The sequence below is a fragment of the Staphylococcus sp. GDY8P126P genome, from assembly GCF_017891965.1.
GTDB lineage: Bacteria > Bacillota > Bacilli > Staphylococcales > Staphylococcaceae > Staphylococcus > Staphylococcus saprophyticus.
The window spans coordinates 1-13,442 of sequence record NZ_JAESKG010000019.1 but is presented as its reverse complement, the minus strand read 5'-3'; the positions used below and the strand labels follow the sequence as shown (position 1 = coordinate 13,442).

At 29.0% G+C, this 13,442-nt stretch carries 17 protein-coding genes and 3 pseudogenes; 11 read left to right on the top strand and 9 right to left on the bottom strand.

The genetic code is table 11. From position 1 onward, the window contains the following. Positions 1 to 97: 97 nt before the first annotated feature. From KA893_RS12460 to KA893_RS12445, 4 genes and pseudogenes are all read right to left on the bottom strand, one after another. Positions 98 to 286 (bottom strand): hypothetical protein, encoded by a 189-nt coding sequence (locus KA893_RS12460; protein WP_041079830.1) that lies wholly within the window; start codon positions 284 to 286, stop codon positions 98 to 100. Positions 287 to 486: 200 nt separating this feature from the next. Continuing rightward, entirely contained in the window at positions 487 to 1,101 is a 615-nt protein-coding gene (locus tag KA893_RS12455; RefSeq protein ID WP_041079829.1) for an FMN-binding negative transcriptional regulator, read from the bottom strand. Between the two features lie 41 nt (positions 1,102 to 1,142). After that, on the bottom strand, positions 1,143 to 1,541 hold the full coding sequence (locus KA893_RS12450; protein ID WP_041079828.1) for a hypothetical protein: 399 nt from the start codon (positions 1,539 to 1,541) through the stop codon (positions 1,143 to 1,145). A gap of 40 nt (positions 1,542 to 1,581) precedes the next feature. Next, positions 1,582 to 1,926, bottom strand: a pseudogene (locus KA893_RS12445) (DUF4260 domain-containing protein). 203 nt (positions 1,927 to 2,129) lie between these two features. Here KA893_RS12445 and KA893_RS12440 point away from each other — a divergent pair. From KA893_RS12440 to KA893_RS12430, 3 genes are all read left to right on the top strand, one after another. Further along, positions 2,130 to 2,465, top strand: a complete 336-nt coding sequence (locus tag KA893_RS12440) for a magnetosome magnetite crystal formation protein family (RefSeq protein WP_052463671.1) — start codon at positions 2,130 to 2,132, stop codon at positions 2,463 to 2,465. A 54-nt stretch (positions 2,466 to 2,519) separates the two neighbouring features. After that, positions 2,520 to 2,933: a YxeA family protein gene (locus KA893_RS12435; protein ID WP_075339907.1), complete on the top strand. Its 414-nt coding sequence runs from the start codon at positions 2,520 to 2,522 to the stop codon at positions 2,931 to 2,933. Between the two features lie 196 nt (positions 2,934 to 3,129). Beyond that, positions 3,130 to 3,294, top strand: coding sequence for a hypothetical protein (locus tag KA893_RS12430; RefSeq protein ID WP_100217411.1), 165 nt, complete (start codon positions 3,130 to 3,132; stop codon positions 3,292 to 3,294). A gap of 98 nt (positions 3,295 to 3,392) precedes the next feature. On the opposite strand, the gene KA893_RS12425 is transcribed toward KA893_RS12430, so the two are convergent. Together KA893_RS12425 and KA893_RS12420 are read right to left on the bottom strand one after the other, a co-directional pair. Further along, on the bottom strand, positions 3,393 to 3,776 hold the full coding sequence (locus tag KA893_RS12425; protein ID WP_041079824.1) for a YxeA family protein: 384 nt from the start codon (positions 3,774 to 3,776) through the stop codon (positions 3,393 to 3,395). A 154-nt stretch (positions 3,777 to 3,930) separates the two neighbouring features. Continuing rightward, entirely contained in the window at positions 3,931 to 4,131 is a 201-nt protein-coding gene (locus KA893_RS12420; protein WP_041079823.1) for a hypothetical protein, read from the bottom strand. 715 nt (positions 4,132 to 4,846) lie between these two features. On the opposite strand from KA893_RS12420, the pseudogene KA893_RS12415 reads away from it, so the two are divergent. Continuing rightward, positions 4,847 to 5,629: pseudogene (locus KA893_RS12415) on the top strand (replication initiator protein A); the annotation flags it as partial. A gap of 10 nt (positions 5,630 to 5,639) precedes the next feature. After that, a pseudogene (locus KA893_RS12410) lies at positions 5,640 to 5,948 on the top strand (protein rep); the annotation flags it as partial. Between the two features lie 301 nt (positions 5,949 to 6,249). Here the strand turns inward: KA893_RS12410 and KA893_RS12405 are convergent. Both KA893_RS12405 and KA893_RS12400 read right to left on the bottom strand, forming a co-directional pair. Continuing rightward, entirely contained in the window at positions 6,250 to 6,471 is a 222-nt protein-coding gene (locus KA893_RS12405; RefSeq protein ID WP_041079822.1) for a hypothetical protein, read from the bottom strand. 453 nt (positions 6,472 to 6,924) lie between these two features. Continuing rightward, complete coding sequence (locus KA893_RS12400; protein ID WP_075340126.1) at positions 6,925 to 7,362, bottom strand: GNAT family N-acetyltransferase; 438 nt, start codon at positions 7,360 to 7,362, stop codon at positions 6,925 to 6,927. A 258-nt stretch (positions 7,363 to 7,620) separates the two neighbouring features. On the opposite strand from KA893_RS12400, the gene KA893_RS14095 reads away from it, so the two are divergent. The 5 genes from KA893_RS14095 (at position 7,621) to KA893_RS12375 (ending at position 11,098) form a co-directional block, all read left to right on the top strand. Continuing rightward, positions 7,621 to 7,800 carry a helix-turn-helix domain-containing protein gene (locus KA893_RS14095; protein WP_307877664.1) on the top strand — a complete coding sequence of 60 codons (180 nt, stop codon included), beginning with the start codon at positions 7,621 to 7,623 and terminating at the stop codon, positions 7,798 to 7,800. Between the two features lie 990 nt (positions 7,801 to 8,790). After that, positions 8,791 to 9,984, top strand: a complete 1,194-nt coding sequence (locus KA893_RS12390; protein WP_041079820.1) for a hypothetical protein — start codon at positions 8,791 to 8,793, stop codon at positions 9,982 to 9,984. Between the two features lie 207 nt (positions 9,985 to 10,191). Continuing rightward, positions 10,192 to 10,329, top strand: a complete 138-nt coding sequence (locus tag KA893_RS12385) for a hypothetical protein (protein WP_164971921.1) — start codon at positions 10,192 to 10,194, stop codon at positions 10,327 to 10,329. A gap of 18 nt (positions 10,330 to 10,347) precedes the next feature. Continuing rightward, the gene (locus KA893_RS12380) at positions 10,348 to 10,827 is read left to right on the top strand and encodes a hypothetical protein (protein WP_142758805.1); all 480 of its coding nucleotides are present in this window, start codon (positions 10,348 to 10,350) and stop codon (positions 10,825 to 10,827) included. A 169-nt stretch (positions 10,828 to 10,996) separates the two neighbouring features. Then, a complete protein-coding gene (locus KA893_RS12375; RefSeq protein WP_277750774.1) occupies positions 10,997 to 11,098 on the top strand; it encodes a type I toxin-antitoxin system Fst family toxin in 102 nt (33 codons plus the stop codon). Between the two features lie 378 nt (positions 11,099 to 11,476). On the opposite strand, the gene KA893_RS12370 is transcribed toward KA893_RS12375, so the two are convergent. Further along, on the bottom strand, positions 11,477 to 12,298 hold the full coding sequence (locus tag KA893_RS12370; RefSeq protein ID WP_002484379.1) for a LysR family transcriptional regulator: 822 nt from the start codon (positions 12,296 to 12,298) through the stop codon (positions 11,477 to 11,479). A gap of 125 nt (positions 12,299 to 12,423) precedes the next feature. Between KA893_RS12370 and KA893_RS12365 the strand changes: the two genes are divergently transcribed. After that, a complete protein-coding gene (locus KA893_RS12365; RefSeq protein ID WP_002484378.1) occupies positions 12,424 to 13,419 on the top strand; it encodes a YeiH family protein in 996 nt (331 codons plus the stop codon). Positions 13,420 to 13,442: the final 23 nt, after the last annotated feature.

Below are 13,442 nucleotides of genomic sequence, written 5' to 3'. Positions count from 1 at the left end.
AATTTTTGTTATTTTATACTACTTATTATTTTTGGTGATTTCACTATAAATTTATTTTGAAAATTAAAAACCACCATCTTCAAAGATGGTGGCTTCATTATATATCAGTGAACACACTAGATAATATTGCGATTAATGCAATGACTAATACAAATACGAGCAATGCATCAATTCTTTTTTGATTACGACTTTTAGGCTGTTTCCTAAATTCTTTTAATGCCACAATACCTGCTACTATTACAAGCACTAAACAAATCAAGTGGAAGATTAATACAAACGTAGCCATGTTCATCACCCCTAATATGATCAATATAAATTCAAACGCAAGTGTTTATAATTAAGCATTCATGAACTTATTAACTTAAAAGCATAATAAATTTCATCGTATAAAGGTTAGTCTGCGCGTAGTCTTTGTATTAAAATACCCCTTTCATAACAATCAGAAACGAAATTCTAGAATTCACTTAGCATTAGATCATCTTTCTTTTAAGATTGTCTATGGTCTTTTATAACATCTGCCAGTTGTTGCTCAGATTCGTCATCACTTTCAGCTAAATGTTCCACAATCGTTGTGTAATCTTTTTCAGATTTATTCTGACTTAATTTATATGCAGCTTGTATGTCATTCACTTTAATTTTGAAACCAACAATACCCTTGATTTGCTGTTTGGTATTATCCAACAAATTATTCCAAGTTGCACCATCTTCTCGATGTCCCTGGTATTGATCTAATAGTTTTGCTAAATCTGCCTCAAGCGCTTCATGCGTTAATAACTGTCCTTCTCCATAAATATGAACACTTTGATAATCCCAAGTTGGGACATCTTCATTTTCATACCATGTAGATGAGACATAGCCATGTGGTCCTTGGAAAATGACTAAGATTGACTTATTGTTATTCAATGTTCGCCATTGCTGATTACCTTTTGCCAGATGTCCAGAAACATACAGCTGCTTATCATCCTCATAAATATTCACTGGCACATGCGTGGCAACAGGTTGCTCCCCATCAATCGAAACGACTGTCGCAAAATTATACGCATTGATAAAACGTTTAATTTCCTCATAATCTTTCATTTCATAATATTTAGGAATATACATCATTCCCACCCCTTTAATCAGTAAATACAATAATGCAAAATTTATATACTGGCTAAGCCTTGTACATCATGGTGATATGCTTTAGTCAACTCACGACATGAAGTGACTTTACCAGACTCATTAAATTTAAATATCGCATAGACTTCAATATTGCCTTTCGAACTATCTTTTTTCTCTACCCTAACATCATATCTTAAAAATATAGTTTGTTGTTGTTCGTCTATCAACATATCTTTAAATTGCTCTATTGTTAAAGTCTTTACCACTTCTTTTAATTTTTGAAGATGCAACTTAAATTCCGTTAAATTTAACGTATCATGCTCTGTTTCTTGGATATACTCAGCTGCAAAATAATGTTCTATTTTTTCAGTATCCAAATTAATCAGGATATCTTGGTAGAAATTTTCAATTTGTGTTTTTAATAATTGGTTATCTAACATATGTCTTATGCCTCCATCTTTTATTATTGAAAACGAATTTTCAAAGCTGTTGTATAGTCGCTATTTTAAAATCTGAAGCGTACTTTAATCCATAACCAAGCGTCCGATCCATACTTATATGCGCGAACCAAATAAGCGCAATTTGGAGTAATATGGGTTATTTTAACAATAAATATAATATCGTTACTAAACTTGGCAACACATACGTAAGTCCAACATTATAGACCGTGCTACCTATCCTTTTATTAAATACATAGCCAATGGCAGTTAAATCTGGCGCTAATAAAAATATTAAAAAGAGCCAAAAAGAAAAATCAAACATAAAATATAAACTAATGACTAGAATTAAAACAAAGACATTTTCCACTTTTATTAAATTGCGCATGTAACATCTCCTAATCATAAAAACTGATACGTATCAATTTATAATTATAGTTTATGGCAACAACTAAAGATATACAACTATGTATAATCTTTAATAAATTTACATAAAATTTATATATGACTTACAATGTTGTCACTTGAGCAATGTATTGTTTATTACATTATTTTTTTGTGTTTTACTTGTTTTATCGGAGGTGAAATATCTTGGATCATGATAACAATCAAAACGTACTTTCATCATTAAATTATTTTAGTGTATTTTTTGCGCCAATCTTATTTCCTATAATTGTTTGGATATTCACTCAAAAACCAGTAACCACACATGCCAAAAAGGCACTATTAAACCATATAGGTGTGGCAATTTTTTATTTTTTAAGTAGTATCGTTTTTATATTTTCTAAAGAAGTCTATGAGAAACCCTTTGATAACCCTATGACGATTTCCTATACCTCTATCACTCTAGGTTTACATTTTGCAATTATCGTCGTTATGCTATTTATCTTTAATTTAATTCGAGGTATCAAGCTTTTATCAAAATAATTACAAAGCATCCAAATAAACATATCAAAAATAAATTTCAGAGGAGTTTCTATTATGACCCGTTCTAAAAAATTCATCATTATGATCACTACAGTCATTGTTATCATTGCATTCATCTTCCTTGCTTTATTTGCTTGGAAAATTTATGCAGAACGCAATTATCATAATACTAATATACGAGAGGCTGCTCAATTCAATCCTTTGATTAGAGAAACGGACTATTATGTACAAGTAAGTGATCCACTTAAGAAAAATGGTAAAAATCAAATCGGAGCATATACTTATATGACTGATGGTTTCGATAAAGATGGAGTAGCTCATACAGTTACTTTTAATGGAATGAAGAAACTAAAAAAAGGAGCTTATTTAAAAGTTTCTTTATTCTTAGGAGAAGCGAAATTATACAATGAAGTATCTAAAGATAAAGTCCCTTATAAGCCATTAAAAAAATTAGAAATGCAACAGTAATAATAGAATGAGGTTATCAATCTTACTTGGGTTTGATATGATTGATAGCCTCATTTTATTAATAGATAAAGTTGCTAAATTTTGTTTTCTACTGGGTATACTATAATATAAGTAAAAAATGCCATATACTTTCAATTGATTAAAAGTGACATTGTACGAAAAGATTCAAAAGTAATTAGAAAAGGACTGATTTACTATGAAATTTATTTGTTTTAATACAATGACTGAAAAGGGATTAAACAAAAAGGTGAATGATTTTTTACAAGAAAATCCATATATTGAAATTGTTCAATTTGATTATCAATTGGGTAGTAGCGGCTGTGGTGTAGGTATTTTATATAGCGAAACGAAAAGACAGTAGTTTATGTCTATATACAAGTAAATAATAACCCTATAGCTAAATAGCTACAGGGTTATTATACTCAATTGATAGAAGCCTATGTTTCTAATTCAATATAATTATTTCAGTTGTGCTCTCGCTTTTTTCGGTATATCAGAGAAGCTGACTTCCTCGAAACTCTTCACTTCTCCTACTTTATATTTTATTTCTAAATAGCGCTCTTGTTTTAATTTTTTAGTAGCCGTATATTCCAGATTTTTCTCTTTTCCATCTTCGTCATATGCTTTTGCTTGATATTTATAAAGCGTACCTTCTCCTAAATCTTTAGCACTTTTAGGTGCACTTGTTTCAACATAATACTTTTCAGATTTAATTAAAGGATTAAAATCAGCTAAATCTCTGACATTTTGACTGTCCGTATGTGATTCGGCGTAAAATTTCCACCCCAATAACGCCAAAAAGATTACTATAATGATCGACAATATCGTATATATGATTTTCATGACTTACCCTCCTTTTGTATGTAATGAAATCATAACACTTCATTGCATACTGTTTCGTTTGATATACATGACATATATCCTAAATCATATGACAAAGTTGTCATCTATAGAAAAAACCCACTATCTAATAGCAAGATAGCAGGCTAATTTAATATTATTTAAAGCCTTTACGCTTAATTTGTCTATAAGTAAAAATTACAAAAACTAAGATAAACAACCCTTGTGTGCATTTGATTAACATTGATCTAAAATCTAATGCATCTACATTAAACATTGCGCCCACAACAGGAATGATGATATTAAATACAAAGAGGATCAACGTTAATCCCAATAAATATTGTTGTGATTTTGGCATAAAAAGCACCTCACCTTTTTATCAGTCACGATTTTTACGTGTAAATTATAATATCAATTACAACGCTCGTTAAATAAACATTATTTGAAATTGTTATTCCTCTTTAAATTCTTTAGACTTATTATTTTTGGAGAAGCAAACCCTAATATAAAGGCAATCATTCCTAATATTACGCCTAAAATAAGTAATCCATTTAATGCTTTATCTTCAAATATATTAATCACATTTAAATTGCCCAAACTACCTCAAAGCCTATTATGACCAAATTGTATCCCTGTATAATTAAAGAAAAGTGCAATGAGTACAACACCAATAAATACAAAAAGTCCATCTTTAAGTCCACTCATTACTCTATATTTCACTGCAAAACGCCCCCTTTGATTATTTTCTATATTTAAAATCAACTAATATTCTTCCAATTATTCATTAGTTTTTCCTTTATTGATTTTATAGATAACAAATATGATTACTACAATTATGGTAAGAAAATCAAAAGAATATGTAAAAGCATCTCCAAAAGATTGACCTTTCCAAAAATAACGTATATTAAATAAAAGGATTGAATGAATGAAAAGTGCAATAAACAGATAAATAACTGATTTATCAAGTATTAAACCGAAAACCAATACAATATAAATAATAATGCCATTATTGTTAGGATTAGCATGATTGTATCAGGACAAAACATACTCGAACTCCATTCATCATCTATTAATTTTTTAAAATGTCAGCAGAAGCCAAAATTATGTATGCGTTATTAAAAGATCGTTTTGAATTATCCATCCAAAATGAATGGGTAGATAAAAATAATAACATTTACTTTATTTTCAGTAATAAACATTTGTGCGAGTACTTAGGTTATGCAGAACAAAAAATCATAAAATTGAAAAAAGAATTAGTAAATTTTAATTTACTAACTCAAGAACGTGTAGGCCTTAATAAACCCAATAGATTATATTTATTAAAACCAAATTATGATATTGAAGCCAGTCGTACCAAGGAACTTCCAAATTCACAGTCTAATGATACTGATTTAAATAACACTGATTATATAGAGACTGAGAATAATGATACGCATGATATGAATGATACATATAACAATTCAACAAACCACAATCATTCGAATCATACAAATCATCAACAAACTGAATTTAATAATGATGCACTTAAATTCCAAGTTCTCGAAGAATTGCCACAACAACTTCAAGATTATTTAAATAAATTTGAAATTAGAGAAATCCGAATTATTAAAAGTGTATTACTCAAAGGAAAAAAATCATTTAATAATGCACATGATACCTATTATCGTTTAGAAGATGTTGAATTTGAAATTGTAAGTGTGTTGAAACGTTTTAAAGCGATGCTGCTACAGAAAAATGAAACGATTGAAGCTATGCAGGGTTATTTGATGCAATCGATTAAAGCTGAACTTGAAGAAATACACGCACTTAATATGCGTCGTCAAAACATGAAACAACATAATATCTTTAACCAATAATTCAGATAATCTTATAGCAATCAAAGAAACCTCTACATATTCGGTTAAGTCATCTGATTTTTTAACTGATGATGATGAAAGAAATCAAGAAATCGTGAATGACTTGGAAAAAGGTTTATACCGAAAACGTATGTTGAGTTATGGTGGATTGCTTAAACAAAAACATAAAATTTTAAATTTAGACGATGCCGAAGATGGAAATTTGATTAATACAAGTGACGAAGATAAAACAACAGATGAAGAAGAAAAAGCACATTCAATTACGGCAATTTGGAATTTTGAAAAACAAAATTATTACTTAAAAGATTTGAAACGTTAGCTTAAAAGCTAGCGTTTTTATATGTCTTTTTGCCCCTGCGGGAACTATAGCGTTCAACCGGCATGGTTGCCCAATTTTCATGTTAATTTTTAAATTTGCATGTAACTGGGCAGTGTCTAAAAAAATCAGTCACTGGTTTTGCTCAAATTTTTGTTTTTAAAAATAGTATATATTTATTTAGCTCATATTTGTGTTTTAAGAAGGTATATAAGCTTTTAGGTATAAATCCTATATAAATAACCCTTTAATCTTCAAAATACCCCCTTAAAATCCAAAATAAAGGTATTTTATTTTTGTACTTTTAATTTTTATAATTACTTCCACTTTTTTGAATAATATTCTCTAAATAGGCAATTCCTTCTTCAACTGTTACTTGTTCTTTTTTCATATTTTCTAACATAGATAACATTGCGTCAGTCCAAAATATATCACTGTCTTTTAAGTCTGAAAGAGATTCAGAATTTGTTATTAAATTACATTTACCTTTTAAAGTTTCTAGTGTTTTAATATATGTATTTTCCATTTGCAACTATCCTTTTATTTTTTATTTGTATCAGTATCAATTTTACAGTAAACATGCATTTATGCCGAGAAAATCTATTTGTAAGTACACTTTTAAATAAGTTTATAAATATACTTATTTAAAAGTGTATTGGAATATCACACGTATTTTTGAATTAAGCACGATACCATTTTGGTATGTAAGTGCGCCCTTGGATATATAAAATAAAAAGCTACTAGCAATAATAATCGGGTCTACTAGGTCTACCGAGTAGACAAAGAAAGAACACGCATTTATGCCGAGAAAATTTATTGATGTTGAGAAGAACCCTTAACTAAACTTGCAGACGAATGTCGGCATAGCGTGAGCTATTAAGCCGACCATTCGACAAGTTTTGGGATTGTTAAGGGTTCCGAGGCTCAACGTCAATAAAGCAATTGGAATAAAGCAACTTTTTAATTTTTAGTCATAATTCTACAGTTGGAGTTCCAACATGCTTCCTTCTTCTGATTTCATGAAGCCGTTTTTTTTATAAAAATTTTCTGCTAGTTCTCCACCTGTAATTAGAAAAATTTTATATATTTCATCAAGTTTGAGTGAATCAGAGACAGAATTCATTAATTTTTTACCTACGCCATTTTTTTGAAATTCAGGTATAACATGAAATTCATCTATACAAAATTGGTTCATGCCACTGAAATAATAATCTATTCTGCCGATACACATTGCGATTACTTTATTATTTTCTTCGATTACATATCCTTTAGAATTAAATCCGCTCATTGTGGCTTCAATTCTAAGTAATGCTTCTTTTTCAGTCCATTTGTTATACCATGGAGCTCCCTCATAAGCTGAAACTAAATTTTTAGCACAAACAGTATAGTCTTCATTTTGAATATTTCTAAATTTCATATACATCCCCCTTTTTGCTTGTATTTTGATTATATATATTTTCTGTTATTACTGTTTTTTTGTGGTTTTAGAAACGAGTTAAAAACGAGTTTCTTCTTGTCTTGATACTATATAGAAATAACGTTCTTGTCTAATTATAATTGATAAAAGGAGTGATCTTAATTGGAATTAATTTCTAAATTAATTCAAGCAGATATAAATAACGATTCAACATTAAAAAAGTTATACAACGAGCAAGGAGAAAAATTAGACTGAGCAATAGCTATTGTTAATTTAAGGAAAAATATTGGATGGTCACAAATACAACTTGCTCAAAAACTAAGCATACCTCGAACAATTATTGAAATTATTGAAAATGGAGACGTACTTCCAACAATGTCTTTTCTGAGGTTACTTGCTGATGTAACACGAAAAGAGTTGCGTATTTCATTTGTATAATCAAATAATATAAAAGAATGTAAAGCTACAAAGTTAAACTAGAATAAATAATAGTTTATATTCGTTTAGGATATTAAATTATTGAAGATTTGGAGATGGTAGTAGTGGAAAAAGAAAAATCAATTAAAGAAAAAAATTCATGATTTTTATAAAAAAAGGGAGGGCGTTACGAAGAAAAAGAAATCGATTTTGGAAAGCATAAAGGATTAGAAGTCTTATAAAAATCTTTTGATTAGGTGTAGCTAAAATCAGATTGAAAACGTTATTTTTACGCTAAGATTTAAGAGTTACCACACCTGTTATTTAATAAGTTACATGTTTAGATTGTTGTTATTCAAATTCAAAAACACTCTTTATTGAGACATATCCTCTATTTTATACTCTCTAAAAATTTTATGAGAAATGAGCATAAGGAGAAACGGTACCACCTAGGGTGTTATCCAGCATAGCTGGAGTTTCGAACTTATGACTCACTTTATTTAAGTGTATTAATGGAGTACTTTAAACATTGATGTGCCAATGTTTAAACGATTTAGAAGTTTTTATAAAAGGGCAAATACTTTATCCAAAAATGATACTCCCATATTTTCATTTAGTACCACCATTTCTTAAGTAGAGAGTATTTAAAATCCTTCTATAGAGCCTTTCATAAAATAATAGAGTATTTAATTTTGCTCTGATTTACAGAAAATACTCCCAATACTCCTTAAATTTAGGAATATTTTAAGATCATAAAAAGCTTTGATTAAGAGTTTTACAAAGTCTGATTTAAGATCCTTTCAAATATAAAGAATGTAATCAAATTTTTTGAGAATGAGAGGTCATCTAGTAAAACCGTGTTGTCAAAACATGATTTTTATATAATATTTTATTTTTATAAAAATTTAAGTTATACTCTTCTATAATAGGAGGTATTCAAATGGATTTAGGAAAGAAACTTTACTTAGAAAGAAAATATAGAAATCTAACGAAAAAGAGTTATCTAAGACATTGAATAGAAAAAGCGTTTTCACTAATTACTCAAAAAAGAAAATAGAGCGTTTAGAAACTGGTCAGGAAGAATTTACTTTTTATATCATTGATGATCTTGCCGCATTTTTTAATATTACGATTTCAGAGTTTCTATCCAAAGGATGGGAATCTTATAATAAAGAAGAGATTGAGAACATTAATTTCAATATTGAGGAATATTTTCATGGTCATAGTAAGGGAATATCCAAGACGTTTCAAAATTTATCTGATATAATTCCATATTTTGATTTGGTACGAAGTAATGAGTGGGTTTCTTTACCGAAATATGATTTTATAATGCGTGAGTATTATGATTATTTATATAGAGATATAAGTAAAGAAAGTATCGATACAATTATTTATAGAGCTGAAAAATTTTTAGAAAAGTTAAAGTTATTTAGTTCATTTGAGCATAAAAGTAAATGGGAAATACCAATAACTTTAGAGGAAGATCAAGCAGGTCACACATACTTTAATGATAAAAGAGAACCTATTAATATGATGGATTTAATTCATAACATTGAAGGGTCGTTAGGTGAAATTAGGCAGCTTTTTGAAGATGATTATTACGACTATTATGATGAAAATAGAATAGGTTTACAGCTGCTAAGTAAATATAGAAATCAACAAAACATAGAGATTCAAGATATTGAAAAGTATACAACAGTTCCAGGTAATAAATATTTACAATGGGAAATGAATAACAAGAATCCTAAAATTGAAAGTGTTGCCAAAATATGTGACTGTTTGAGTATTAATATTGATTTAATATCTTATAGATCATTAAGAATAATGAATAATATGAATTCACAAACTGTTGCGGAATTTATACTTTATAATACTGAAGTTCATGATTTGAATGAGTTATCTGAATTATATTTTTTCTCAGATAGAGAAAGTATGCTACTAATACCTAAGTATTGTTATTCTTATATGTTTTACTATTTAGATAATAAGACACAAAAGGAAATTGGTATAAAAAAAGCATTCCAATTTACAAAAGAGTTCTTTATCAAGTGGTATGAATTTAATAAAGCTAGACAATTATTATTTTATTCCTTAGAAGGATTGACTGCTAAGAAAAATTTTATCCATTATTCAGAAAAAGAAATTAAACGATATTTGGGGAATAGTTATTATCCTGAAGAACCTGTGAAACTTTTAATACAATGAGTTCTTGATAGAGTAGAGCATTATGGATATAAAGATCGAACACATATTATTAATCGAATTCATAATATAGATATAGACAAAATAATGAAGACAACTGAAAAATTAGATTTACGACCGGAAATTAAAGACTAATCTATCGATCTATTTGAGAAGTAATAACTTTAATAATATTTAAAGGAATTTATTTAGTTGTGGGAGTGATATATCTTGGAGGTTAATGAAAGATTTTCGGATATGCTTAAAAATTTAAATGAAAATTATAGTAGTAAAATTAACTTGGATGACTTATCTATGGATAATCTAAAAGATATCGATTTGTTGAATCTTAATGAGAGTGACTTATGAGAAAATCTTATGAAGGCATTGGCAATTGTTGATTTATTTACGCTTTTAAAGGAATCTAGTAAGAAACAGCTTACTATGTATGAAAAGGTATTGACTGATTTGTACCATATTGTCGAAATGATTGATTTAAATGATGCAGAACAAAAGAAAATAAAAGAATTGAATAATGTTTTTGATTTAGTCCCTAAACGCCCTGGTGATACTCAGGAAAGACTGAATAAACTAAGTTTGATTGAAAGTCGAAAAGAACAATTACAATATACAATGCGTAGTAAAAATGTGTTTGGTGATATTTCAGAAAAAGCTAAAAAACTTGGAATATATAAAGGGGATTTTATCGAATCACAACGTATAAAAGTATCTCAAGAAAATAAAAGCAACGTTAGAAAAATATATATTCAACTAATAGAATCAATATTAGAAGATAATGAGAAGAAATATAATAAGCAAAATGCCAGAATGAAAATATTAAAATTTATTAATAGAAATAAAATATAGAATATACTAAACGTACTTAAAATTAGGCATAAAGTGAGGACCATCCTAGAATGTAAGATTGAATTTTTACATAGTATAACTTATCGGAAGTGCATATTCTTCAAAAGATACAGATGGTATAATAATGGAGTCGCCTTAACTTCCATAGGCGAAATTACTATGGAAGGAGGTGAGCATCTGTGGACTTTTATTCGTAACGGTTATTGCACCTGTGATAACTGGATGTATTGTAGCTTGGTTTACCTATTGGCTAAATCAGCACAATAAATAGGCGACTATCCATATCACATAAAGAGCCCCAACCTACGGCAATAGGTTGGGGCTCGGTGTATATCTATGGACTTTCTATTCGTTAATTGTATTATAACATCATAGTGTAGAGGAATGCAAAGTCATATGTACGATATTAGTTACAAGGTATCGTTTTAATATTTTCGACGTAATTGTCAAGAATTTAAAGGATAAATTATGAATGTTATATATTGAGAGTTTATACTTTATATTTATTTTTTGAGTATTAGATTTTAAAAATGTAGTTAGATGCTTATATTTTCTTGGACGCGCTCTAAAAAGAAATTTAGCCATTTATAAAACAGATTGTCATTGGAACGTCCATTAAATTTAGAATAAATAATACAAAAAACAAAATTTATGAAACCAAATTTTTGATGACTTCATTAAGTTTCGTATCAATATACTTATCTTTATGCATGACTAAATAGAAATAGCGTGTGATGTCTAAGTTTGTTACTTCTAGTTTTTCTAAATCATAAGGTGTTAATGTGGATTTAGAAATAATAGAAAAACCGTTACCAGCATGGACCATATTTTTAATTAGATTTGTGTTATTAATTTCTACTAAATAAGAGGATGAAGTCATTTGTGATAACGCATTTTCTTGATAGACTCTTGTACCTGATCCACGTTCTCTGATAAAGCATATTGCTTTATTTGGATATGATGATTTTTTACGAATTAATACTATTTCATCTTGAGCAATACGTCTACTGTATATGATATTGCTTTGAACCTCTTTTTCGATTATACCTAAATCGATAATGTTATTCTTAATATGTTGTAATACTGTGTCAGAATTATTTAAATGCACATGAATATATAATTCAGGATATTTTTTTGCTAAATCAGTAAGATGTTGTGACAATCGATATTCGCCATACGTGTAACTACTCCCTACCGTTAAATCTCCCGAAATTGTATCAGGCTGCATTTTCAAATCGTGTCTTAAGGTTTGTTCTAAATGTTCACGCTGTAAAGCATATTGAAATAGTTTCTCCCCATCACTCGTTAAAGACATTTTAGAATGTCTAAATTCGAAAATTTTTATATCGTATTCCAGTTCTAATCGTTTAATATCACGACTTATTGATGGCTGTGAAGTATATAAATTTTCTGCAGCCTTAGTAAAGCTTTGCGTTTTAACTACTTCAGTTAGAACTTTTAATGAATCCATTAACTAGGCCTCCTGACATTTGAGTCACTCTATTATAACAAAATCGTTATGAGTAATATACTTAATATTTATTTCACATTATAACTTTGCGGTGCTAAACTTTTGATAAAAGGAGGAGTTAAAAAGTGAAGTCCTTAAAAAGTAAAGCATTTATTTATGGTTTATTATTCACATTTATCATCGCAGTTATAAGTTTATTAGGCTCAAAACTACCATTTTTAGATAAGATAGGCGCTTTAACAATTGCTATACTGATTGCGATTCTATATAGACATTTTAAGGGTTACCCTGAAGCATATCGTTCAGGCATCGAATTTTCATCTAAACGGTTACTGAAATTAGCTATTATATTATATGGATTAAAGTTAAATATTTATGATGTGATTGGAAAAGGTAGCGGTTTGTTATTAATCGATATTGGAGTCATCCTTTTTAGTATCGGATTAATGTTGTTACTAAATAAATACATTAAAGGGGATAAACACCTCACGCTATTATTAGGTATTGGCACTGGGGTATGTGGCGCGGCGGCTATTGCAGCAATATCTCCAATATTAAAATCCCGAGAAAAAGATTCTGCGATTAGTATCGGGATTGTCGCACTTATTGGCACTATATTTTCACTTGCATATACTGTGATATATTCTGTTTTTACAATATCTCCTGAAGTATTTGGGGTCTGGTCAGGCACAAGTTTACATGAAATTGCACATGTAATTCTTGCTTCGGATTTTTCAGGCCAAGAAGCTTTGAGTATTGGACTGTTAGGAAAACTGGGACGTGTGTTTTTATTAATACCTCTGAGTATTATTTTAATTCTAATTATGAGAATAAAATCGCATAGCGAGACCGAAAAAAAACATATTGATGTACCTTACTTTTTACTTGGTTTTGTCATGATGGCACTATTCCATACTTATGTGCCCTTGCCACACATGGTTATGCAAATTATCGATAATGTCACGACTATATGCTTATTGATGGCAATGGTTGCATTAGGATTAAATGTTTCCTTTAAAGACTTAAAAGATCGTGCTTTCAAACCATTAATAGTTGTCATTATTGTATCTATTTGTTTATCAACTGTAACATTTATCGTTGCGAAGTGTTTTTATGGTTAGATTAGGTTCTGTTGCAAAGTAAA